Genomic DNA, 20,804 nt, shown 5'->3' on the forward strand with positions numbered 1-20,804 from the left:
CATTTTGTCATGTGGGCCGCTCAGGGTTCCAGCGCCGATCGCTCCGTACGTCTGTAAGCCTTGAATTCCGGGGTGCGGCCCGTTGTCGCAGAATGTGACAGGAACCCCGACCACCCCTTCGCCCCCCACCGCCCTGCTCGCCCCTGCGATCAAACGCCTCACAAAGCCTAACGCCACCGCTATATATTTTTGTATATTGCGAAAGGAACGGCCAAGCCTGTCGAGAGCATTGATGGAAAACATGGTGTACGAGCCCACCCCGGGGATTGCCGCAGGAGTGTCCTTTGCGAGTAACCGCAAGGGGGAGAAAAAGCCCAATGAGCCGGGACGGCGCAATCGCGCCTTGATACTGCGGGTCGCTGCCAAGGCGTTCGCCCGCAATGGCTTCGCAGCCACCACCCTGAGCGAGGTGGCGCAGTTGAGCGGCTTGCCCAAGGCCAACGTGAACTACTACTTCCAGTCCAAGGAAAACCTTTACCGGCAGGTGCTCGACAGTGTCGCCCAGCGCTACCTGGACGCCTTCAGCCAATTGCGCCCGGAAAACCCGCCGCTGGAAGCCCTGGAGCGATTGATCCAGGCCAAGTTCAAGATCATCCGCACCCGCCCGTGGGCGGCGAAAGTCTTTGTCGCGGAAATGATGCATGGCGCCCGGCACCTGCCCCGCGAACACGCCGTGCGCCTGCAGCAGGAAGTGAACCAGGGCATCGGTTGCCTGCAGCAGTGGATCGACAACGGCCAACTGGCCGCCGTCGACGCCCGGCACCTGCTGATCAGCCTCTGGTCGACCACCCAGGCCTACGCCAATTTCGGCGCCCACCTGGCAAACGATGCGCACAAGGGCAAGGCCACCGACCTGGACAACGCCGTGGCCAGCATCACCCGCCTGGTGCTGCGCGGGGTGTTGCCGGCCTAGGCGCTCTGCGTCTGGGCATCGTCGGCCACCACGCGGTTGCGTCCAGTGGTTTTTGCGCGATACAAGCGCTGGTCGGCGCGCTTGAGAATGGCCTCGTGCGCCTGCATGTCGACGCTGCGGCAGGCCACGCCGATAGAGATCGTGAGCATGCCGACCTGGGCTATCTCGGTACCGGCAAGGGTCTGCCGGATACGTTCGGCAATCTCACTGGCCACTTCCAGGCTGGCCTCCGGCAACACCAGTACAAACTCCTCGCCTCCGGCCCGGCAGGCCAGGTCCTCGGCCCGGGAGCACCGTTCAATGATGGCGGCCACCTGCTTCAAGGCAATGTCGCCAACGTCGTGGCCAAAGGTGTCATTGACCCGCTTGAAGTGGTCGATATCCAGGGCCAGCACTGCGTAGTGGCGACCGGACTGATCGAGTGATTGCAACGACGCATCCATGGCACGGCGGTTGGCCAGTCCCGTCAGCGCATCACTTTGCGCGGCGTGGCTGAGGCTGCCGATTTTCTGCTGTACGTGCTCAACGCTGCCGAGCAAGGCCAGGCGAATGGCCGCCGCTTCCTTGTACCAGGCCTTGATCACGCGCAACGCCTCGCTGGCTTGCGGCGCCGACAGTTGGTTTGCGCTTTTGGCCAGTTGCTGCAAGGGCCGGGTGATCAACAGGGTGCCCAGCAGAATCAACCCCAACCCCACCAGGCCCGCCGGGACGATATTGAGCAGCATGTCGCGCATTAGTTTGCTCAAGGGCGCCAGGGCCAGTTCCCTTGGCTGCTGCGCGACCACCGCCCAGTTGGCATTGGCGACCTGGGCGTAACCGGCCAGCATCTGGACGCCCTTGGAGTTGGGCACGTCCATTGCCCCGTTCTCGCCGCGCAAGGCGGCATCGACCGTCGGGCTGGAGGTCAGCACTTCGCCGATGCGGGGAGGATCGGAGTGGTACAGCAAGCGCCGGTTGTCATCGGCGACGAAAGCGAAGGTGCCGTCGTGGTGAAAGTGGTTGCCGATCAACGTGTGCAACACGCCCTGCTCGCGGATGAAGACCGAAGCGCCGATGATGCCGAGGAACTCCCCCGTCGCACTGAAGATCGGATTGGAAATGAACACGATCAGGTTGCCCGTTACCGTTACATAGCCATGACTGACCCGCGGGCGGCGCTCATTGAGCGCCTGCTGAACTTCCTCGGATATGGCCGTGGTGCCGATCAGGTGCGCCTGATCGGGGTACGCCTGCAGGACCTTGCCGCTGGCATCGATGACGCGTACGGCGTTGAAATCCGTGTCCTGGGCGTGCAGCCGCACGACTTCGTCCTTGAGCAGCACAGGGTTGTGGAAATCCCGGGCGACCATCTGGCTGCTGTAGCCCAGATGGTGGTGCGCCGAAGTGAGGAACTGGCCGATGCTCGAGGCCACCTTCGAGGCGTAGGCGCGGTTGGCTTCCAGGCGTGAATGGATCAACGCATCGCGCTGGACGCCGTAGGCCACCCACAGGCTGTTGCACAGCGTGGCCATGACCGCCAGGAGAACGAAAGTCAGCATCAGGCCGCGCAGGCTGATGGAGGTCGGACGTAAGTACTTCATGCTTCCTGCCGTAAGTAATTTCCGCATCTGTAGCGTAGTTGCCCTACACCACATCCACCCACTGCGCGCCTACCAGGCTCGCCAGGTGCCCGGGCTCGATCCGCACCGCCGCGTTGGGTGCACCGCCCGCAGGGAATACCACAGGAAAACTTTTAAGCGACACATCGCAATACACCGACAGCGGCCGCACCAGCCCGAACGGGCAAACACCACCGACCGGGTGCCCGGAGGCCTCCTCGACCTGCGCGGCATCGAGCATGCGTGCCTTGACGCCGAAATGCTGCTTGTACTTGCGGTTGTCCAGGCGCGCATCGCCGCGGGTGACCAGCAGAATGACCTCCTCGCCCACCCGCAGCGACAGGGTCTTGGCGATCTGGCCATGCTCGACACCCAGGGCCTCGGCGGCCAGGGCGACGGTGGCGGTGCTGGTACCCAGCTCCACTACTTCGATATCGGGGGCGTGATGGGCGAAATAGGCCCGGACTGACTGCAAGCTCATGGTCGACGTGTCCTTGTTATTGAGGCGTTGCGATTTGACGCAACGTCGCAATGGAACATGACGTCATCACCCTTGGCAAGCCTTGCGCCGGTCAGTGCAGCGCCCGTGTCACCAGGTAGTTCTGCAAGTCGGGCTCGTCATCGAGTTCGATCATCCGGGCGGAGCGTGGCAAGTTGTCGAACACCTTGCGCCAGAATGCCTGGGCGGTTTCGTCCTGGTCGTAGAAACGGATCAGCCAGTCGCTCTCCCCGCTCATCAGTACCTGGCTGGCCAATGCGCTGGCGATGCCCTTGCGCCGGTAACGCTTGAGGATGAACAGGTCGGCCAGCTCCAGCGCGTTGAGTGCCGGCAGTTCGCTGCGCTCGATCAACATGAAACCGGCAATGCAGCCTTCGACCAGAATCAGGTTGGCGCTCCAGTCCGGCTCTTGCCAGTAACGCAGCAGGTGCTCGTCGTGAACGTAGAAACGACCGTCCGTCTCGACGTCTTCCTGTTCCCAGTCCGAAGACTCGTAGGCATAGAATTGGTAGAGGTTGCGGATCAGGTCGGCAAGCTCCGGGCCGGTTTGCACAAGCTCGACAGTGAGCTCGCTCATGGCTGGGCCTCGAAAACGGACGGGCTGGAAACATGGATCGAAAGCATAGGGATCTCGGTCTATAAACACGGGTGCCTTTTTTGGCGGGCGCCATTGTTATCAATGCCGGATCACGGGGCAAGCTCGCTCCTGTAAGGAATTCCTCCATGAAGGCGATAGACCCACCCGCCATGCCCCGCCGCACCGCCCTGGCCTACGCCGTTGGCCTGCCCCTTGCACTGCTGGCCCTGATCTTCCTGCCCGCCGGCAGCCTGACCTGGGCGCCCGGCTGGTTGTTTCTCGGCGTGCTGGTGATCGGCTTTGCTCTCTCGGCCCTGGTGCTGGCCCGGGTCAATCCTGTGATCTTCCGCGCCCGCAGCCGCTTTCAACCCGGCACCAAGGGCTGGGACAAGGCGCTGCTGGCGGTGATGCTGCCCGCGATGACCGCCGTGCTCCCGGTGGCGGCGCTCGATGCCGGGCGCTATCACGACGCCTCGGTACCCGCCTGGATGGTGGTGCTGGGCTACTTCGGCATGCTGGCGGGGATCGCGGTGGCTGCCTGGGCACAGGCAGTCAATCCGTTCTTCGAGCCCGGCGTGCGCATCCAGTCCGAGCGCCTGCAACGGGTGATCGACAGCGGTCCCTACCGGGTTGTTCGCCATCCCGGCTACATCGCCGCACTCTGGCTGTTCTTCGGCATGGCGCTGGCGTTGGGTTCGTTCTGGGCGCTGCTGCCGGCCGCCCTGGCCGCCGCGCTGCTGATCGTGCGGACCGCCTGGGAAGACCGCTTGCTGCAGGCCGAACTTGCCGGCTACGCCGCCTATGCCCAGCGGGTACGCTGGAAACTGATTCCCGGCCTCTGGTAGAGGTGACGCTCAACCCCTTCCGTTGAGCGCCGACACAGTCAGTAAGTGCCGCGCAGGGTCAGCATGAAGTTGCGCGGGTCGCCGTAGTAGTTGCCATAGGTCGAGGTGCCGACAGTCTGGTAGTACTTCTTGTCGAACAGGTTGTTGCCGTTCAGCGCCAGGTCCCAGTGCTCGTCCAGCTTGTAGTCCACCAGCGCGTTCCAGGTGGCATAGCCACCCTGGCTGAAGTCGAACGGCACGTTGCTCTGGGCGACACTGCCGTCGGGATTGAAGCGCGTCGTGGTGCCCGATACATAAGTGGCGCTCTGTACCTGCACACCGCCACCCACCTTGAAATCCTGCAACACGCCCGGCAGGCGGTAGGTGGTGTAGAGCTTGAACAGGTGCTTGGGCATCACCGTGCTCAGTGGCGCGTCGGCACTGCGGTTACGGTTGAGGTTGAAGGTGTAGCCACCGATCAGGGTCCAGTCCGGCAGCAGCTCGCCCGAGGCCTCGATGTCCACGCCCTTGCTCACCACCTTGCCGTTGCTCAGGTAGCAGCAGCTACCCGCGAACAGGCTGCTGGTGCCGGCGTAGGCCGGGTCGATCACCGCCTCGTTTTCGCGGGTGGTGTAGTACAGGGCGATGTTGGTGTTCAAGGCGCCGTCGAACAGCTCGCCCTTGAGGCCGGTCTCGTAGGTCTTGCCCTGCATCGGTTCGATCGGGCTGCCCGGCTGTGGGCCGGAGAGTTTGTTGGCCTGGGGTTTGTAGATTTCCGAGTAGCTGGCGTAGGCCGACCACTGATCGTTCAGGTCGTAGACGACACCGCCGAAGGGCGTGAGCTTGGTGCCGATGCGCTGGTCGACATCCGATACCGGGGTCCACACATCGCCACTGCGGGTCTGGTAGGTCTGGTTGAAGTGATAGCGCTGGGCCCGGGCGCCGAGGATCAGGTGCAACGGTTCGGCCAGCTGCAGGCGCAGGCTGGAGTACAGGCCGTACTGACGCTGGGCGTTGGGGTTGTAGTCGCGGCTGTAGTCGGTGTGGTTGGCCGGCTCCTCCCAGGGCGTTGCCGACGGGTCGAAGACGTTCACGGGGCCGCCAAAGCCCGGGTGCGGCGCGGTGCCCAGCCAGCGGCTGTCGATACGCTGGTAGTCGGCGCCGACCACCAATTGATGATCGAGGCCAAAGGCCTGGAAGTCGCCGGCCAGGTTGACGTCGTACAGGTGTTGCTCGTTTTCCTGGCGGCTCTGGGTGCCGTACCAGGTCACACCGGTGCCGGTGGTGGGGTTGACTGCATTGAGGGTGCTGGCGGTCTTGAACCAGGACACATCCCAGATGTTGGTGTACGACAGGTTCAGTTTCCAGTCGTCGTTGAAGCGGTGATCGTACTTGGCGAAGTACTCACGCGCGGTGGTGTCGGCAAACGCCCAGTTCTGGGTCAGGCCGGTATGCCGCGGCAGGCCCAGGTCGGCACCATCGCTGTAGCGCGGCACGGCGCTAGCGGTGCCGTTCTCATGGGATTTGTTGTAGCGCACGCCGAAGGTGACCATGTCGGCGTCGGTCAGATCGGCCTCCATCACCCCGTATACCAGCGGCTTTTGCGTGCTGCGATTGTCGACGAAGTACTGGCGGTCGGTGTTGGCCACCACCAGGCGTCCACGCAGGCGACCGTCCCAGCCCATGGGGCCGGTGAGGTCCAGTTCCTGGCGGTAGTTGTCCCAGCTGCCGGCACTCAGGGTCAGCTTGAGCTGGTTGTAGGCCATTGGCCGTTTGCGCACCAGGTTGATGATGCCGCCCGGGTCGCCAGATCCACCGAACAGCGCACCTGAACCCCGCAGCACTTCGACGTGGTCGAACTCGGCCATGTCAAAGATGTTCGAGGAGTAGAACGAGCCCATGGCGGTACCCAGCGACTGGGGGGCGGCGCCGTCGATCTGCAGGTTCTGGATGGAGAAGCCGCGGGAGATGAAGTCCTGGATACGGAAGGTCGTGCTCTGGGTGATCACCCCCGGCGTGACCTTCATCGCTTCGTTGATGTCGGTGATCTGCTGGTCTTCGATCAGCTGGCGGGTCACCACCGAGACCGACTGCGGCGTTTCCCGCAGGCTGGTGGGCGACTTGGAACCGACGCTGATCAGGCCGGGGGCATAGCTGCCGGTGTTCTCGGTACTTTCGCCCATGCCCTGGCCGGCCACGGTGGTCACGCCCAGTTCAAGGGTTTGCCCCGACTGCAAGTCGACCACCGGCAACAACAGATAACCGTTGTCACTCTGGCTGATGCGATAGCCGCTGCCATCGAGCAGGGTGGCAAAGCCGTCGTCCACGGTGTAGGTGCCGACCAGGCCATTGCTGGTACGCCCCGCCAGTTCATCGGCCTGGAACACCAAGGCGACACCGGCCTGCTGGGCAAAGCGGTTCAGCGCAGTGCTGAGCGGCCCGGCCGGAATATCGTAGCGCTGCTGGGACTGGGCCACAGCCAGCTGCGGCATGGCCACGATCACCCCGGCGCAGGCCAGGTGAATACATAGCGCAATGGGGCTCAGGGTCGGTGAGGCAGCAAATCGACGCATGGTACAACGGCTCCTGTTTTAATCATGTTGGCCCTTTGCTTGACGGGCCACGCTGACAATGCGGAACCGATGGGAATGATTATTTTTGGTTCATCACGGATTGTCGGGAACGTTTGGCTTGGCTTGGCTTGGCTTGGCTGGCTTGGGCGGTGGCGGTGGCGAGCTTATCCATTTTGTGTGGTGGGGCCACTGGCCCCTTCCGCCCTTACGGCGGCTTACTTTTTTTCAGTCGAAAAAAAAAGTAAGCAAAAAATTCTCGCCCCACCAGGGGCCCTACGCTTCGCTTCGGGTCCCCTCGCTACGGTGTCGCTACGGGGCATTGCGAGCTACGACTTGCTTCGCCAAGTCTACGCTTCGCAACTTCGGCCACGGCCGAAGGCGCTTCGCGCTAGCCCCTACACGACACCTCCGCTCGGCCCTTCTGGTTAACGGGGCGGGTGGATCAAGATCAAGAGCACAATTCGCTGCGCTCTTGCTTTTGGACCCCGGTGAATCAGTAGGCACCGCTCTTTTGCTCTTTTGCTCTTTTGCTCTTTTGCTCTTTTGCTCTTCTGCTCTTCTGCTTTTGCTTCTGCTTTTGATCTACCTGCCCCGTTAACCAGAAGGGCCGAACGGAGGTGTCGTGGAGGGGTGAGTGCGGAGCACCTTCGGCGCTAGCCGAAGTCGCGAGACGTAGACTTGGCGAAGCAAGTCGTAGGCCGCGATACCCCGTAGCGACACCGGAGTGAGGGGACCCGTAGCGAAGCGTAGGGCCCCTGGTGGGGCGAGAATTTTTTGCTTACTTTTTTTTCGACTGAAAAAAAGTAAGGCGCCGTAAGGGCGCAAAGGTGACTCAGCGCCGCCTTGGCAAATGGATAAGCCCGCAGCACTAAAAGCCACAAATTCACAAATCCACAAATCCACAAAGAACATCAAACCCGTAAATCCGTGAAGAACCTTATTTTTCGCCAGGCTGTCGTTCGATGCGCGTCCACAGCGGCGTAAACGACTGCAGGCGGATCGGCAAGGCCTGGGCCAGCAGTTGCAAGGCACGCTCGGTATCGTCCAGCGGCAGTACGGCAGACACCTTCAGATCGGCCAGGGCCGAGGCATCGAATTGCAGGTGCCCGCGACGCTGACGCCCCAGGGCCTCCAGCACCTTGGGCAGCGGCCATTGTTCGACCACCAGCTGATGACCCTGCCAGGCCTGCTCGAAGCTGGCGGGGTCGATGTCCGGCAGCCGGCCCACGGCATCGGGACGCACCCACACGCGCCCGCCGCGCTGCACGTCCAGGGCCTGGCGGTGGTCCGCGCTTTGCGCCGCTACGCGGGAGTGCAACATGCTCAACTCGCTCTGCCCGTCCCCACGGCTGACCACAAAACGCGTGCCCAGGGCCTTGAAACTGCCGTCGTCGGTGACCACCACGAACGGCCGCTCAGGGTCTGGCGCAACGTCCACCAGCACCTGCCCGCGCTGCAACTCGACACGACGCTGGCCACTGTCGAAGTTCAGGTCGACCGCGCTGTTGCCATACAGGGTGATACGCGAACCGTCCTCGAGCGTACGGGTGTGCCACTCGCCGGGCGCGGTGTGCAGGTCGACGAACAGGTCATCGATGCGGTAGCCGCCCAGGTGCATCACCAGCCCCAGGTTGGCCAGCAACACGCCGATGCCCAGCAGGTGACGGGCACGCGGTACCTTGCTGCGGCGCTTGCCGGTGACCTCCAGCGCGGCACGCACGGGCCGGCGCTGCGAGCGCAGGCTGTGCAGTTGCGCAACCACGCTGCTGATGCGATCGAAGGTGGCCAGGTGACGGCTGTCGAGCTGACGCCAGCGCTCGAACGCCTGGCGCTCCTGCTCGCTCAGCTCACCTTCGCCCAGGCGCAGGACCCACTCGGCCGCCTGGGCCTCGATACTGTCGTCAGCGTGCATCGGCTTCACACATCCAGGGCCTGGTTGCAGTGCATCAGCGCCTGCAGCAGGTACTTGCGCACCATGCGTTCGGACACCTCCAGGCGCTGGGCAATCTGGACCTGGGTCAGCTCGTCGAGGTAGTAGTCGACGAAGGCCTGGCGCACCTTGTCGTTAAGGCCTTCGAGTACAAAGGCGATCTGTTCCAGGGCTTGCAGGGTGGTGAGGATCTGCTCGGGCGACTGATGGCCTTCGAGCACATCGACGGTCATCGCCAGTTCGCGCAGGTAGGCATCTTCGATATGCTGGCGGCGGGCCTTGTCGATGATCAACCGGCGCGCGGTGGTGCTGAGGAAGGCCCGCGGCTCGCGAATGCCCACCAGCGAATCCCGTGAGCCGAGGATGCGCAGGAAGGTATCGTGGGCGGTATCGGCGGCATTCTGCGGGCAACGCAGCTTGCGCCGCAGCCAGGTGAACAGCCATCCATGATGCTCGCTGTACAGCTCATGGATCGCACGCTGGAAGGTCGGCTCGGCAGCAGACATGGACGCACCTGGCACAGATGTAAGTGAGAATTGTTCCGAATAGTATCGGCACAATGCCCTGCCGGCAACCGCTGAATCGACTGGCGCCGGCCTTTCAGCCCAGCTCGCAACTCCACAATTCCACCGCCGGCTGACTCGCCTGCGGCGGCCCCAGCCAGTGACTCAAGGCCAGGCAGCGGCCGTCGATGCACACCTGATAGTCCCCGGCCTGGGGCGTACGCCCCAGGCGCAGGGGCTGCAATGGCGGCAACCGGCGCTGGTAACGCCAACTGCCGTCCTGCAAGCGAGCATCGTCGGGGATCTCCATGCCCGCGCCGGAGCCCTTTACCCGTGCTTCACCGAGCAGCAGCCCCGAGGGCGTGACGCGATAGTCCTCCTCCCAGCGGATCTTCTCGATGCTGTGGGTCCAGGCCAGGGTGAAGTCGGTCAGCAGCAACTGACTCCACACCACGCCGGCCAAGCCCATGCACAGTCCGGTCACGCCAGTGCCACAGCCCTGCGGGAACGCCACAGGTGCTGACCGAGCAGCAGCGCACCCAAGGCAAAGCCCACCTGATCGGTGTACGGCATCGCCACGATCAGCAGTGCGCCAACGACCAATGCCAGCACACGTTCCCACCACGCCAGCGGCCCGTTCAGGTAGCCGATCGACGCCGCGCCCCAGAGCCCAATGGCAAAGGCGGCCTTGAACACCACGTAGACGCACTCCCACACACTGTCACCCTGCAGCATCAGCGCCGAGTCGTAGACCGCCATGAACGGCACGACGAAACCGGCAGCGGCGATCCGCACGGCCCACAGGCTGATCTTCAGGCCCGACGCCCGGGCAATCGGCGCGGCGGCAAAGCAGGCCAGAGCCACCGGCGGCGTGAGGTCGGCGAGGATGCCGAAGTAGAAGACGAACATGTGCGAAACGATCAGCGGAACGCCCAGTTCCATCAATGCCGGCGCGGCAATGGAGCTGGTGATGATGTAGTTGGGAATGGTCGGAATGCCCATGCCCAGGACCAGGCAGATGAGCATGGTCAGTACCAGCGACAGCAGCAGGCTGTCTTCGCCGATGGCAAGGATGTAGCCGGCAAAGGTGGTGGCAATGCCGGTGAGGCTGACGATACCGATGATCACCCCGACCAGCGCGCAGGCGATGCCCACCGGCACGGCATGACGGGCCCCTTCGACCAGCGCATTGAGGCAGACCCGCAAGGTATCGCGCCCGCCCTTGATGAACCAGCACACCGCCACCAGGGCAGCAATCACAGCAAAGATCACACTGATGCCCAGCTGGAAGAACCCGGCGCACAGCACACCCAGCGCGATCCAGAACGCCACCCGCAAGCCGGTGCTGGAGACCTTGAGAATGAGTGCCGAACCGAGAATGACGATGGCCGTCAGGGCAAGGCCGATGGTGCCCGAGAACAACGGCGTACGGCCGGAGAACAGCAGGTAGACAAGCACCGACAACGGAATCAGCAGGTACCAGCGCTCGCGCACCGCCGCCCAGGCATTGGGGCACTGGTCTTTGGGCAAGCCCTTGAGGTCGGCCTGCTTGGCCGAGAGGTGAACCATCCAGAATACCGAGCCGAAAAACAGCAACGCCGGAATCAGCGCCGCCTTGGCGACTTCGATGTACGGCACGTTGATGGTCTCGGCCATGATGAACGCCACGGCACCCATCACCGGCGGCATCATCTGGCTGCCCATGCTGGCGGTGGCTTCCACGCCACCGGCAAAGGCCGACTTGTACCCGGAGCGCTTCATCAATGGAATGGTGAACTGTCCGGTAGTAACCACGTTGGCCACCCCGGAGCCGGTGATGGTGCCCATCAGTGCCGAGGACACTACCGAGACCTTGGCCGGGCCGCCCACCTTGTGGCCGAACAGGCCCATGGAGAAGTCGGTGAACAGTTTGATCATGCCGGCCTGCTCGAGAAAGGCACCGAACAGGATGAACAGGAAGATGTAGCTGGCCGAAACATAGGTCGGCGTGCCGTACAGCCCTTCGGTACCAAAGGACAGTTGGTTGACGATCTGGTCCAGGTCGTAGCCGCGATGGGCCAGGTCACCCGGCAGGTATTCGCCGAACAGCCCATAGGCCAGAAACAGGCCACAGATGATCGGCAAGGCACTGCCCATGACCCGCCGGGCGGCCTCAAAGACCATGACGATGAGGATCAGCCCGATCACCATGTCGGCCTGGGACAGGTCACCCGAGCGCTGGATCAGGTCACCCTCGAACCACCACTGGTACAACGCCGTGCCCAGGCCCAAAAGGCCCAGCACCCAGGCCAGGGGCTGGTACGGGCGGGCCTTGCCAAGTGCCGGGTAGCTCAGGAACACCAGCATCAGCAAAAAGCCCACGTGGCCGGCACGTTGCACCTGGCTCGAAAACGGGTGGAAGGCTGCGGTAATTATCTGGAAGGTGGTAAAGGCCAAGGCGACGATAAACAGCGCCTTTGGCCAACTGCCAACGCCGGCCGTCAGGCCTTGCGGTTGTTCACTCATGGATCAGGACCTCGGTGATCGAAAACGTGCGATTCGCCGAGCCCGGCACTACCAGGCCCGACCGGCGAATACGCGATGGCTTACAGTGCCCCTTGTTCTTTGAAGTAGCGCTCGGCGCCGGGGTGCAGGGGGATAGGCAGGTTCTGGGTGGCCGTCTCAAGCGAAATGTCCTTGGCCACCGAGTGCGACGTGGACAGGCGATTGAGGTTGTCGAACATCAGCTTGGTCATCTGATACGCCAGCTCTTCGGAGACCTTCTCCTGGCTGACGAGGATGTTGGCCACCGCTGCCGTCGGCACGTCAGTGTCCTGCCCGTCGTAGGTGCCGGCCGGGATGGTGCCCGCCTGGTAGGCCGCGTTGCCGATGTTGGCGACGACCTCCTCAGGAATGGCGACGAAGCGGATCTTCATGGTCGAGGCCAGGTCGCGGATCGCTGCCATACCCAGGCCCGCCGACTGCAGAGTGGCATCGAGCTGGCGGTTCTTGATCAACTCGACCGACTCGGCGTAAGGCAAGTACTCGACCTTGCCCATGTCTTCGTACGAAAGGCCGGCCGCCTTGAAAATCGCCCGGGCATTGAGCTCGGTACCCGATTTCGGCGCGCCGACCGAAATGCGCTTGCCCTTGAGGTCTTCCAGGGTCTTGATGCCGGACTCTTCACTGGCAACCACCTGGATGTAGTTGGGGTAGGTACTGGCAATCGCCCGCAGCTTGGTCAGTGGTTTCTTGAAGCCCGCTTCTGCTTCGCCGTTCCAGGCGTCGGCCACCGAGTCGGCCAGGGCCAGGGCCAGTTCACCACGGCCTGCCTCCAGCAGATTGAGATTTTCAACCGACGCCTTGGTGGCCTGTACCGACGTCCGGGAGCCCTCGATACCAGTGCTGTAGGCCTGCGAAAGGGCGACACCAATGGGGTAATACACCCCGCTGGTACCGCCGGTGAGAATGTTGATGAAGGTAGGAGCGGCGAATGCCGCACTGCTGGCGGTGAGGGCCGCTGCGGCCGCAAAAAGGCCCAGGCGCATGCTCGATCGCATAGGGTTGACTCCACGAGGATTTTGTTTTTTGAACCCCGGATTATGGTGAGCCGTATCGGAACACTCCTTCAGAAACGTCGGAAAAAACGCCTCACTGGTGGCCCCCTGCCCTCTGCCACATTGGCAAACTCGCTTTCCTTTCAATAGCTTAGGTAGGCATCATGCGGGCTTATGGATTGACCCTCGCAACCGTTTTTCTCGCCACGTTGTCCGTTGGCGCACACGCCAAGGCACTGGGTCAGAACGATCGCTATGTGTGTAGCTGGGGGTCGGACATAGCCGCCGGCGCGCAACAATCGAAGCTTGCCGGGGTGACCCTGTACTCGGCGCGCAAAAAGCTGCAGGTGCGCAAATTCCCCAAACCCTGGATGCGCATGACCGCCATGGGCATCACCGAACAGACCTACAACAGCCAGTCACGCCTCAAGCCTGCGGCCATCAAGCAGACCTACTACGAGCAGTGCGTTCACCACGCGGTGGCACGCCGGTAATACGCGGTGCGTGTATCATCCTCGACGGACTTTTCACGGACGCTCGATTGATGAATGCGCTCTATCGCGGCAGCTGCTTGTGCGGCGCGGTGACCTACCAGCTCGACTCCCCCATCAAGGCCGTCAGCCATTGCCATTGCAGCCAGTGCCGCAAGGGCCATGGTGCGGCCTTTGCGTCCTACGGCAGTGTGCCCGCTGCCAGCCTGACGTGCCTGGACCCGCAAGGGCTGGTGCGCGTATTCCATTCTTCACCGACGGTCAGCCGCAGCTTCTGCGCGTGCTGTGGCGCGAACCTGTTCTGGGCCAATGCGGCAGGCGCTTTTCCAGACTGGATCAGCATCGCCCTGGGCACGCTGGATACGCCCTTTGAACCTGCCCGGCAGCGGCATGTGCATGTGGAGTCGAAAGTTTGCTGGTTGCTGGACGGAACGCACTGACAGGTAGGAGCGGGCTTGCCCCGCGATCAATGGTTCAGACAACACCCATTCTGCTGGCTGTACCGGCCTCTCGCGGGGCAAGCCCGCTCCTACCCAGTGCCAAGCCTGGCCTGCACGCTGTAGCCGCTGCCGAGGCACGAGGCCGGCAGGGTCAGGCCCAAAGGTGGCCCGCTCCCGCCGGCCGGCCCGGTAGGAGCGGGCTTGCCCCGCGATCAATGGTTCATGCAACACCCGTTCGGCTGGCTGTACCGGCCTCTCGCGGGGCAAGCCCGCTCCTACCCAGCAGCACATGACCGCTGCGTTGGACAACCCCACAAACCCCACCATACTGACTCGTCACTGCAAGCAAGCACGCAAGCAGCCCCTGAATGATTTACACACTCCAAGGAGCTCCCATGGCAGGTTGGTTCGAGTTGGGCACCAGCAGTGACGGCCAGTACCGCTTTGTTCTCAAGGCCGGGAACGGCGAAGTCATCCTCACCAGTGAGTTGTACAAAGCCAAGGCCTCTGCCGAGAGCGGCATTGCCTCGGTCCAGGCCAATAGCGGCACTGACGAGCGCTATGAAAAAAAGGAGGCCAGCAACGGCAAGTTCCACTTCAACCTCAAGGCGGCCAATCATCAGATCATCGGCACCAGCCAGCTGTACGCCACCGCGCAATCACGCGACGCGGGCATTGCCTCGGTGAAGATCAATGGCAGCAGCAAGACCGTCAAAGACAATACCTGAGCACGGCTCCTCACCAGACAACCCCGCGCCTACCGAACAGGCGCGGGGTTGTCTCGCGATACCAGGGTGATCCAGTAACGGCTGCGGGCTTGAACCGTCACCGGCAGGCTGGCGGCCAGGCAAGCAAGAATGGAGTCGGTGTCATGCAGCTGGAACGTGCCACTGACCCTATGCGATTCCAGCGCCGGCTCCCACCGCAGTACGCCCGGGCGATAGCGTGAAACTTCGCGCAGAAACTCGCCCAGCGGCCAATCCATGACACTCAGCACACCGTCACGCCAATCCGGTACGTGCGGGTCAAGACGCCCCATGGCGCCACTGCCATCGGCATACACCGTCAGCTGGTCACCGTAGTGCAGCGCCAGCGCCGTCCCCTGCTTGATCTGCACCTGCACCGTGCCGTACAGCACCGACAGCCGGCACACCCTGTCATCGCATCGCACGCTGACCTGGGCCTGGCCCACCGTCACCCGCGCCGGCCCAAAGTCGACATGCAAGGGGCGCGCATGGCTGACACTCAGGGCGATCTCGCCCTCGATCAGCCTTACGCAATGCCCCGCCAGGTCCAGGTTCACCGCCGTCGCGGTGTTCAATTGCAGCACGCTGCCATCCGCCAGGCGCACCCCGCGCCGCTCGCCAACCGCCGTGCGCAGATCGGCGCTCCATGCGGCCAACGGCAATTGCCAGCCCAGCAACCCGCTACCCGGCACCGCAACGGCCAAGGCCAGCCCGCACTTGAGCACGCTGCGACGGCTGGCCGGTGTGCTCGCTGGCACGTTCATGGCCAACCCCTGTGGCACAAATAAAGCCGCAGATGCTAATTGGCCATCACCTGATCAGCCAGCACTTTCTGCGTTGGTGCGCAGCGTCACTCATCGCGTGGATTGAAACCGCGGGCACTGCCCCTCCAACCGATAACGCAACGTCACCAGTTGCCCGCTCGTGTCTTCGTAGGTCATCAGCATCGGCGCCGCTTCGCAGCCGCGGGCCTGAGGGGTCTGTTCGATCAAGCGGGCTACCGCAATGGGCTTGCCATAGCTGTAGTCCTGAACAGCCGGGACGGGTTTGCCGGTTCTTGCCGCATAGGCCTGCACTGCCTGCTCATGGGCAACCAGACGCGCATCCTTCACTTCTGGTGCCGAGGCCAGCACGCTTTGGCCGGCCAGCAGCAACACCGAGGCCACCACCAAACCTTGCTTGCGCTTCATTTCGCCTTACCTCGCACGTAGTGGAACGATTTGCCTCATGAGCTTACGCCCGCATTGGCAGACCGGCTACAAGGCGACACCCAGCGCATTGCGCAGCGTTGCGCCGCGGCTGTCGGAGGCGGCACTGATCAAGGCGTAGTTGTAGTCACCCTGGGACCAATAGCGCGCCTGCAGTTGCCCGTCGATGCGCTCGCCACTGGGCATGCGCCCATAGCGCTCGCCGGGTGAGCGCAGAAACAGGCTGACCCGCTGGCCCTGGGCATCTTCAAACACCAGCAAGGCGGCCGGTCCTTGCTCGTTGCTCAACAGCCGTGCGCCTACGGGCGTGAAGCCATAGACGGAAAAGTCCGGCAGGTTGCCGACATGCTTGAAGTGCTCGCCCAGCCACGCCTGCAGGCGCGCCGGATCGCGCGCGCTGAGGTCCAGGGCGCTGGCAGCGGCGAACAAGCGGTGCGCCTGCACGGCATCGGCCATGGGCGGGTTGCTGGCCAGCAGGCTTGACTCGCGCACTTGCCAACCGCCCACGCCGCCAATACCCAGGGTCACCAGCAAGACAGCGGCATTGACCCAACGCCGCTGGCGCTTGCGCCGCAGTTCACGACGGATCGCTGCAGGATCCAGGCGCGGGTTGGGTGCTCGCCCGGCAAGCCCGGACGAGGCCGCGCGCAGGTGCCGGGCATCGATGCGCCAGCCTTCGACCCGGGCCGCCTGCTCGGGGTTGGCCGCCAGGTAACGCTCCACGGCGCGCCGGCGCTCGCTGTCCAGGCGCTCGTCGACATAGGCATGCAGCTCTTCTTCAGAGGGGATCAACGGACTCATTTCAACCTCCGTAACGCCGGGGGCGGTGTATTGCCCTCGGCCAGTTCGCGCAACGCCGTGCGCGCCCGCGACAAACGTGACATCACCGTACCGATGGGCACCTGCAACGCCTGGGCCGCCTCCTTGTAGCTCAGGCCCTCGACGCTGATCAACAGCAACAGGGCCCGCTGCTCGGTGGGCAGGCGTGCGAAAGCGGCGAGGCCCGACTCGGCCAGGACGATGTCCTCGGTGGCATTGCCCGCCTCCTCCCCACGGCCGAACCAGGCCAGCCAGCGGGCATGGCGGCGCTCCCGGCGCTTGCCGTCGATGAACTGCCGGTACAGGATCGAGAACAGCCAGGCCCGCAGGCTACCGTCCTCGCGCTGCTGGCCACGATGGGTCAGGGCGCGCTCGACCGTGGCCTGGACCAGGTCGTCGGCGCTGCTGGCTTCACGGGTCAGCCACAGGGCGAAGCGGCGCAGCCTCTCAAGCATTTCGCGTAACTGATCGTCATCCAGGTCATTCATAAGCGGGCCTTGGCCTGTAGGAGCGGGCTTGCCCCGCGATAGCATTCCACCAAAGACGCCCAAGCACACAATTTATTCCCGGGCTCTGGAATAAATACCCGCCGCCAACGTCGTACCGGCTCATTCATTGACCCGGATTGTTCCCATGAACACACCGTTACGCGGTACACCTCGCGCCTTGCGCCTGGCAGCCATCGGTGTCGGGCTGGCGGCCCTCGGCGCAGCCTTTGCCTACGCTGCCGGCTGGATCGGCGCCGAGCGCCTGACCCCGCAACACATCATCGACACCTTTGAAGCCCAGGGTGGCCACTTCCCTGGCTACCGAAAAAACCACGCCAAGGGCCTGTGCGTCAGTGGCTACTTCCAAAGCAGCGGCCTGGCCGAACCGCTGTCCCGCGCCCGGGTGTTCAGCCAGGCAAAGGTGCCGGTGATCGGGCGCTTCGCCATCGGCGGCAGCAACCCCTACAGCCCCGACACCAGCGTGCCCGTGCGCAGCCTGGCGCTGCAGTTCAGCAGTGATGACGGCCAGCAGTGGCGCACCGGCATGAACACCCCGCCGGTGCTGCCGGTGAATACACCCGAAGCCTTCTACCAGCAAATCCTCTCCATGAAGCCCGACCCGGCCACCGGCAAACCGGACCCGGCGCGGATCCAGGCATTCTTTGCCGCTCACCCGGAAAGCGCGGCCTTTCGCCAATGGGCCAAGGACTACAAGGCACCCGACAGCTTCGCCAACTCCAGCTACAACAGCATCAATGCCTTTGCCTTGGTCAACGGCGGCGGCACGCGTCAGTTCGTACGCTGGAGCCTGATACCGCAAACGCCGTTCGCAGCCCTGCAAACCCCGATCGACGACCGCGATTATCTGCAGCACGACCTGCACCAGCGCCTGAGCGAAGGCGCGTTGCGCTGGACCTTGCGCCTGACCCTGGCCGAACCTGGCGATGCGGTCGATGACCCGTCGCAGCCGTGGCCGGCCCAACGCCGCAGCATCGATGCGGGCACCCTGGTGATCGAACAGGTGGACGGCCCCGAGCAAGGCGCCTGCCGCGACCTCAACTTCGACCCACTGATCCTGCCCTCGGGCATCGAGCCCTCGGACGACCCGATCCTCGCGGCGCGCTCGGCCGCCTATGCCGTGTCGTTCAACCGTCGCAGTCGGGAAGCCGGCCACCAGGAAACCCAACCATGAACACCTCCTCCCCCGCTGCGTTTCACCCCCTGGCAAGGCTGCTGCACTGGCTGATGGCGCTGCTGATCCTGGCGATGTTGTTCGTCGGGGTGAGCATGGTCGTCGACCTGTCACCCCGCCACACCGTGCTGATCAGCCTGCACAAAGCCATCGGCCTGGCCTTGCTGGTGCTGGTCGTGGTCCGCATTGCCATGCGCCTGACCCTGTCCCACCCACCGCTGCCCAGCGATCTGCCACCCTTGCAACGCCTGGCCGCCGGCGCCTCGCACCTGCTGTTGTACGCCCTGATGCTGGCCATGCCCCTGATCGGTTGGGGCATGCTGTCGGCCGGTGGCTACCCCCTGCCGCTGCACCTGCCGGCCCTGGTGCCGCATGACCTGCAGCTGTATGCCGTGTTGCGCCGGGCCCATGGCTGGCTGGCCTATGTGCTGTTCGCCACGGTGCTGGTGCATCTGGGCGCGGCCTTGATCCACGCCCTGATACGACGCGACGGCGTCATGCGCAGCATGTGGCCCGGGCCGGTGCGACGCGATCAATGACCTGGCCATGGCCGGTATTGTCGGCCGGCCTTTTGCGGCACAATGCCCGGCCCGCCTTCACTGCCTTGGATAGCCCATGAACGCCGCACAGGACCCTGCCCAACCCGACACCACCCAGGCCACCTTCGACCTGCGCCCGCTGTTGATCGCCAACATGGCCTGCACCATGGCGATGATGGCGTTCGTCGCACTGATCGGACCCATCGCGCGCACGTTGGGGCTGGCCACCTGGCAGGCGGGGGCCGCGGTCACAGTGGCGGGGGTGATCTGGATGCTGTTGGCCAGGCCCTGGGGCCAGGCCAGCGACCGCCTGGGCCGACGCCGTGTGCTGCTGCTCGGCACGGCCGGTTTCACCGTCGCCTACTGGGCCTTGTGCCTGTTTATCGACACCGCCCTGCAGGTGCTGCCCAGTGCCGCGCTGGCCTTCGCCGGCCTGGTGATCGGCCGCGGCCTGATCGGCGCGTTCTATGCCGCCCTGCCGGTGGCGGGCGCGGCGCTGATTGCCGACAACATTGCCCCGCAGTACCGCGCCCGGACCCTGGCGACGCTGGGTGCGGCCAACGCCGTGGGCCTGGTGATCGGCCCGGCCCTGGCGGCGCTGCTGGCCCGCCACAGCCTGAGCCTGCCGTTCTATGCCATGGCGATCCTGCCGATGCTGGCGTTCCTGGTGTTGCTGCTCAAGCTCAAGCGCCAGGAACTGCACCTCAAGCAACCCCCGCGCCCGGTACGCCTGACCGACCCGCGCCTGCGCCGACCATTGCTGGTGGCCTTCGTGGCCATGGTCAGTGTGTCGGTGGCGCAGATTACCGTCGGCTTCTTTGCCCTCGATCGCCTGGGGATGGGCCCGGCAGAAGCGGCGCAAACGGCCGGCATTGCCCTGACCATGGTCGGCGTGGGGTTGATCGTGGCGCAATTGCTGGTGCGCAAGCTGCAGTGGCCACCCCTGCGGATGATCGCCGTCGGCGCCAGCATCTGCGCCGTGGGCTTTGCCACCGCCGCCTTTGCCACCAGCGCGACCCTGTTGTCGGCGTGCTTTTTTGTTTCGGCCTGCGGCATGGGCTGGGTGTTCCCGGCGTTTTCGGCCCTGGCGGCCAATGCCATGGACGCCTCCGAGCAGGGTGCCACAGCCGGCTCCATCGGGGCTGCGCAAGGCCTGGGCGTGGTGGTCGGGCCACTGGCCGGTACCCTGATCTATGCCGTGGATCCCCGCCTGCCGTACCTGATCGTTGCCGCCATGCTGCTGTTGATCGGCCTGTGGCCGCAGCCGCGCCCGGCATCCGTACAAGCGGACCGCTAATACCTGACGGAATGTGCTTTAATGCTCCGCCCAAAATTTCAACTTATAAGGCGGCTATGGACACGGGGACACGACTCAAACTGGTGCGTGAACGCAACAAACTCTCCCAGCGGGAGCTGGCCCGTCGCAGCGGGTTGACCAACTCGACGATTTCCCAGATCGAGCAGAACCGCGTCAGCCCTTCGGTCAGCTCCCTGAAAAAACTGCTCGAAGGCATTCCCATGTCCCTGGCAGAGTTCTTCAGCTTCGACGAGCCGCCACGCGAGGAACGTTTCGTCTTCCGCTCCACCGAACAGCCTGACCTTGGCAACAGCGGCCTGCGCCTGCTGCTGGTCGGGGCCAGCGTCGAGGGCCGGCAGATGCGCATGCTGCGCGAACTTTACGCCCCCGGTGCAGATTCCGGCGATGAGCCGATCGTGCATGCCGAAGGTGAAGAGTGCGGCCTGGTGACCCGTGGCACCATCGAACTGCGAGTCGATGGCCAGGTCAGTATTCTCAACTCCGGTGACGGCTACTACTTCCCCACCACCCTGCCCCACAGCTTCAAGAACATCGGCCCCGACGAGGCCGAAATCATCAGCGCCAACACCCCGGCGAACTTCTGACAGACAGGCGGCTCTTGCACCGACGT

At 64.0% G+C, this 20,804-nt stretch carries 22 protein-coding genes; 9 read left to right on the forward strand and 13 right to left on the reverse strand.

Features of this window, described 5'->3' with window-relative positions; translation table 11 throughout:
- Positions 1–232: 232 nt before the first annotated feature.
- Entirely contained in the window at positions 233–913 is a 681-nt protein-coding gene (locus U9R80_RS17410; RefSeq protein WP_301843323.1) for a TetR/AcrR family transcriptional regulator, read from the forward strand.
- Here U9R80_RS17410 and U9R80_RS17415 read toward each other — a convergent pair.
- The 3 genes from U9R80_RS17415 to U9R80_RS17425 all read right to left on the reverse strand — a co-directional run bounded on the left by U9R80_RS17415 (position 910) and on the right by U9R80_RS17425 (position 3,587).
- Positions 910–2,493 carry a sensor domain-containing diguanylate cyclase gene (locus U9R80_RS17415; RefSeq protein ID WP_301843322.1) on the reverse strand — a complete coding sequence of 528 codons (1,584 nt, stop codon included), beginning with the start codon at positions 2,491–2,493 and terminating at the stop codon, positions 910–912. The genes U9R80_RS17410 and U9R80_RS17415 overlap by 4 nt on opposite strands.
- A gap of 43 nt (positions 2,494–2,536) precedes the next feature.
- Entirely contained in the window at positions 2,537–2,992 is a 456-nt protein-coding gene (locus tag U9R80_RS17420; RefSeq protein WP_301843321.1) for a YbaK/EbsC family protein, read from the reverse strand.
- Between the two features lie 91 nt (positions 2,993–3,083).
- A complete protein-coding gene (locus tag U9R80_RS17425) occupies positions 3,084–3,587 on the reverse strand; it encodes a GNAT family N-acetyltransferase (RefSeq protein ID WP_301843320.1) in 504 nt (167 codons plus the stop codon).
- A 146-nt stretch (positions 3,588–3,733) separates the two neighbouring features.
- Here U9R80_RS17425 and U9R80_RS17430 point away from each other — a divergent pair, with 146 nt between their 5' ends.
- Positions 3,734–4,432: a methyltransferase family protein gene (locus U9R80_RS17430; RefSeq protein WP_301843319.1), complete on the forward strand. Its 699-nt coding sequence runs from the start codon at positions 3,734–3,736 to the stop codon at positions 4,430–4,432.
- Between the two features lie 38 nt (positions 4,433–4,470).
- Here U9R80_RS17430 and U9R80_RS17435 read toward each other — a convergent pair whose 3' ends face one another.
- From U9R80_RS17435 to U9R80_RS17460, 6 genes are all read right to left on the reverse strand, one after another.
- Positions 4,471–6,984 (reverse strand): TonB-dependent siderophore receptor, encoded by a 2,514-nt coding sequence (locus U9R80_RS17435; protein WP_301843317.1) that lies wholly within the window; start codon positions 6,982–6,984, stop codon positions 4,471–4,473.
- A gap of 937 nt (positions 6,985–7,921) precedes the next feature.
- Positions 7,922–8,896: a FecR family protein gene (locus U9R80_RS17440; protein WP_301841872.1), complete on the reverse strand. Its 975-nt coding sequence runs from the start codon at positions 8,894–8,896 to the stop codon at positions 7,922–7,924.
- A gap of 5 nt (positions 8,897–8,901) precedes the next feature.
- Positions 8,902–9,420, reverse strand: coding sequence for a sigma-70 family RNA polymerase sigma factor (locus tag U9R80_RS17445; protein ID WP_301841873.1), 519 nt, complete (start codon positions 9,418–9,420; stop codon positions 8,902–8,904).
- Between the two features lie 94 nt (positions 9,421–9,514).
- Complete coding sequence (locus U9R80_RS17450) at positions 9,515–9,901, reverse strand: DUF1850 domain-containing protein (protein ID WP_301841874.1); 387 nt, start codon at positions 9,899–9,901, stop codon at positions 9,515–9,517.
- A complete protein-coding gene (locus U9R80_RS17455) occupies positions 9,898–11,922 on the reverse strand; it encodes a TRAP transporter permease (RefSeq protein ID WP_301841875.1) in 2,025 nt (674 codons plus the stop codon). Before U9R80_RS17455 ends, U9R80_RS17450 begins: the two co-directional genes overlap by 4 nt.
- A gap of 80 nt (positions 11,923–12,002) precedes the next feature.
- Positions 12,003–12,956 (reverse strand): TAXI family TRAP transporter solute-binding subunit, encoded by a 954-nt coding sequence (locus U9R80_RS17460; RefSeq protein WP_301841876.1) that lies wholly within the window; start codon positions 12,954–12,956, stop codon positions 12,003–12,005.
- Between the two features lie 161 nt (positions 12,957–13,117).
- Here U9R80_RS17460 and U9R80_RS17465 point away from each other — a divergent pair, with 161 nt between their 5' ends.
- From U9R80_RS17465 to U9R80_RS17475, 3 genes are all read left to right on the forward strand, one after another.
- Positions 13,118–13,447 carry a hypothetical protein gene (locus U9R80_RS17465; RefSeq protein WP_301841877.1) on the forward strand — a complete coding sequence of 110 codons (330 nt, stop codon included), beginning with the start codon at positions 13,118–13,120 and terminating at the stop codon, positions 13,445–13,447.
- Between the two features lie 50 nt (positions 13,448–13,497).
- Positions 13,498–13,884 (forward strand): GFA family protein, encoded by a 387-nt coding sequence (locus U9R80_RS17470; RefSeq protein ID WP_301841878.1) that lies wholly within the window; start codon positions 13,498–13,500, stop codon positions 13,882–13,884.
- Between the two features lie 395 nt (positions 13,885–14,279).
- Positions 14,280–14,612: a YegP family protein gene (locus U9R80_RS17475; RefSeq protein WP_301841879.1), complete on the forward strand. Its 333-nt coding sequence runs from the start codon at positions 14,280–14,282 to the stop codon at positions 14,610–14,612.
- A 29-nt stretch (positions 14,613–14,641) separates the two neighbouring features.
- On the opposite strand, the gene U9R80_RS17480 is transcribed toward U9R80_RS17475, so the two are convergent.
- From U9R80_RS17480 to U9R80_RS17495, 4 genes are all read right to left on the reverse strand, one after another.
- Entirely contained in the window at positions 14,642–15,394 is a 753-nt protein-coding gene (locus tag U9R80_RS17480) for a FecR domain-containing protein (protein ID WP_301841880.1), read from the reverse strand.
- A 90-nt stretch (positions 15,395–15,484) separates the two neighbouring features.
- Entirely contained in the window at positions 15,485–15,820 is a 336-nt protein-coding gene (locus tag U9R80_RS17485) for a DUF2790 domain-containing protein (protein ID WP_301841881.1), read from the reverse strand.
- A 66-nt stretch (positions 15,821–15,886) separates the two neighbouring features.
- Positions 15,887–16,639, reverse strand: a complete 753-nt coding sequence (locus U9R80_RS17490; RefSeq protein WP_301841882.1) for an anti-sigma factor family protein — start codon at positions 16,637–16,639, stop codon at positions 15,887–15,889.
- Entirely contained in the window at positions 16,636–17,145 is a 510-nt protein-coding gene (locus U9R80_RS17495; protein ID WP_301841884.1) for a sigma-70 family RNA polymerase sigma factor, read from the reverse strand. The genes U9R80_RS17490 and U9R80_RS17495 overlap by 4 nt, the downstream gene beginning before the upstream one ends.
- 145 nt (positions 17,146–17,290) lie before the next feature.
- Between U9R80_RS17495 and U9R80_RS17500 the strand changes: the two genes are divergently transcribed.
- From U9R80_RS17500 to U9R80_RS17515, 4 genes are all read left to right on the forward strand, one after another.
- A complete protein-coding gene (locus U9R80_RS17500; protein WP_301841885.1) occupies positions 17,291–18,337 on the forward strand; it encodes a catalase family peroxidase in 1,047 nt (348 codons plus the stop codon).
- A complete protein-coding gene (locus U9R80_RS17505; protein ID WP_301841886.1) occupies positions 18,334–18,876 on the forward strand; it encodes a cytochrome b in 543 nt (180 codons plus the stop codon). The genes U9R80_RS17500 and U9R80_RS17505 overlap by 4 nt, the downstream gene beginning before the upstream one ends.
- Before the next feature lie 76 nt (positions 18,877–18,952).
- On the forward strand, positions 18,953–20,173 hold the full coding sequence (locus U9R80_RS17510) for an MFS transporter (protein ID WP_301841887.1): 1,221 nt from the start codon (positions 18,953–18,955) through the stop codon (positions 20,171–20,173).
- A 56-nt stretch (positions 20,174–20,229) separates the two neighbouring features.
- On the forward strand, positions 20,230–20,778 hold the full coding sequence (locus U9R80_RS17515; RefSeq protein WP_028941688.1) for a cupin domain-containing protein: 549 nt from the start codon (positions 20,230–20,232) through the stop codon (positions 20,776–20,778).
- Positions 20,779–20,804: the final 26 nt, after the last annotated feature.

Origin of the sequence: Pseudomonas sp. JQ170C, from assembly GCF_035581345.1 — a bacterium.
In the GTDB taxonomy this organism is placed as follows: Bacteria; Pseudomonadota; Gammaproteobacteria; order Pseudomonadales; family Pseudomonadaceae; genus Aquipseudomonas.

Coding starts and splice junctions, on each gene's coding strand:
- U9R80_RS17410 (WP_301843323.1), top strand. CDS start 233: ATGGAAAACATGGTGTACGAGCCCACCCCGGGGATTGCCGCAGGAGTG.
- U9R80_RS17415 (WP_301843322.1), bottom strand. CDS start 2,493: ATGAAGTACTTACGTCCGACCTCCATCAGCCTGCGCGGCCTGATGCTG.
- U9R80_RS17420 (WP_301843321.1), bottom strand. CDS start 2,992: ATGAGCTTGCAGTCAGTCCGGGCCTATTTCGCCCATCACGCCCCCGAT.
- U9R80_RS17425 (WP_301843320.1), bottom strand. CDS start 3,587: ATGAGCGAGCTCACTGTCGAGCTTGTGCAAACCGGCCCGGAGCTTGCC.
- U9R80_RS17430 (WP_301843319.1), top strand. CDS start 3,734: ATGAAGGCGATAGACCCACCCGCCATGCCCCGCCGCACCGCCCTGGCC.
- U9R80_RS17435 (WP_301843317.1), bottom strand. CDS start 6,984: ATGCGTCGATTTGCTGCCTCACCGACCCTGAGCCCCATTGCGCTATGT.
- U9R80_RS17440 (WP_301841872.1), bottom strand. CDS start 8,896: ATGCACGCTGACGACAGTATCGAGGCCCAGGCGGCCGAGTGGGTCCTG.
- U9R80_RS17445 (WP_301841873.1), bottom strand. CDS start 9,420: ATGTCTGCTGCCGAGCCGACCTTCCAGCGTGCGATCCATGAGCTGTAC.
- U9R80_RS17455 (WP_301841875.1), bottom strand. CDS start 11,922: ATGAGTGAACAACCGCAAGGCCTGACGGCCGGCGTTGGCAGTTGGCCA.
- U9R80_RS17460 (WP_301841876.1), bottom strand. CDS start 12,956: ATGCGATCGAGCATGCGCCTGGGCCTTTTTGCGGCCGCAGCGGCCCTC.
- U9R80_RS17465 (WP_301841877.1), top strand. CDS start 13,118: ATGCGGGCTTATGGATTGACCCTCGCAACCGTTTTTCTCGCCACGTTG.
- U9R80_RS17470 (WP_301841878.1), top strand. CDS start 13,498: ATGAATGCGCTCTATCGCGGCAGCTGCTTGTGCGGCGCGGTGACCTAC.
- U9R80_RS17475 (WP_301841879.1), top strand. CDS start 14,280: ATGGCAGGTTGGTTCGAGTTGGGCACCAGCAGTGACGGCCAGTACCGC.
- U9R80_RS17480 (WP_301841880.1), bottom strand. CDS start 15,394: ATGAACGTGCCAGCGAGCACACCGGCCAGCCGTCGCAGCGTGCTCAAG.
- U9R80_RS17485 (WP_301841881.1), bottom strand. CDS start 15,820: ATGAAGCGCAAGCAAGGTTTGGTGGTGGCCTCGGTGTTGCTGCTGGCC.
- U9R80_RS17490 (WP_301841882.1), bottom strand. CDS start 16,639: ATGAGTCCGTTGATCCCCTCTGAAGAAGAGCTGCATGCCTATGTCGAC.
- U9R80_RS17495 (WP_301841884.1), bottom strand. CDS start 17,145: ATGAATGACCTGGATGACGATCAGTTACGCGAAATGCTTGAGAGGCTG.
- U9R80_RS17500 (WP_301841885.1), top strand. CDS start 17,291: ATGAACACACCGTTACGCGGTACACCTCGCGCCTTGCGCCTGGCAGCC.
- U9R80_RS17505 (WP_301841886.1), top strand. CDS start 18,334: ATGAACACCTCCTCCCCCGCTGCGTTTCACCCCCTGGCAAGGCTGCTG.
- U9R80_RS17510 (WP_301841887.1), top strand. CDS start 18,953: ATGAACGCCGCACAGGACCCTGCCCAACCCGACACCACCCAGGCCACC.
- U9R80_RS17515 (WP_028941688.1), top strand. CDS start 20,230: ATGGACACGGGGACACGACTCAAACTGGTGCGTGAACGCAACAAACTC.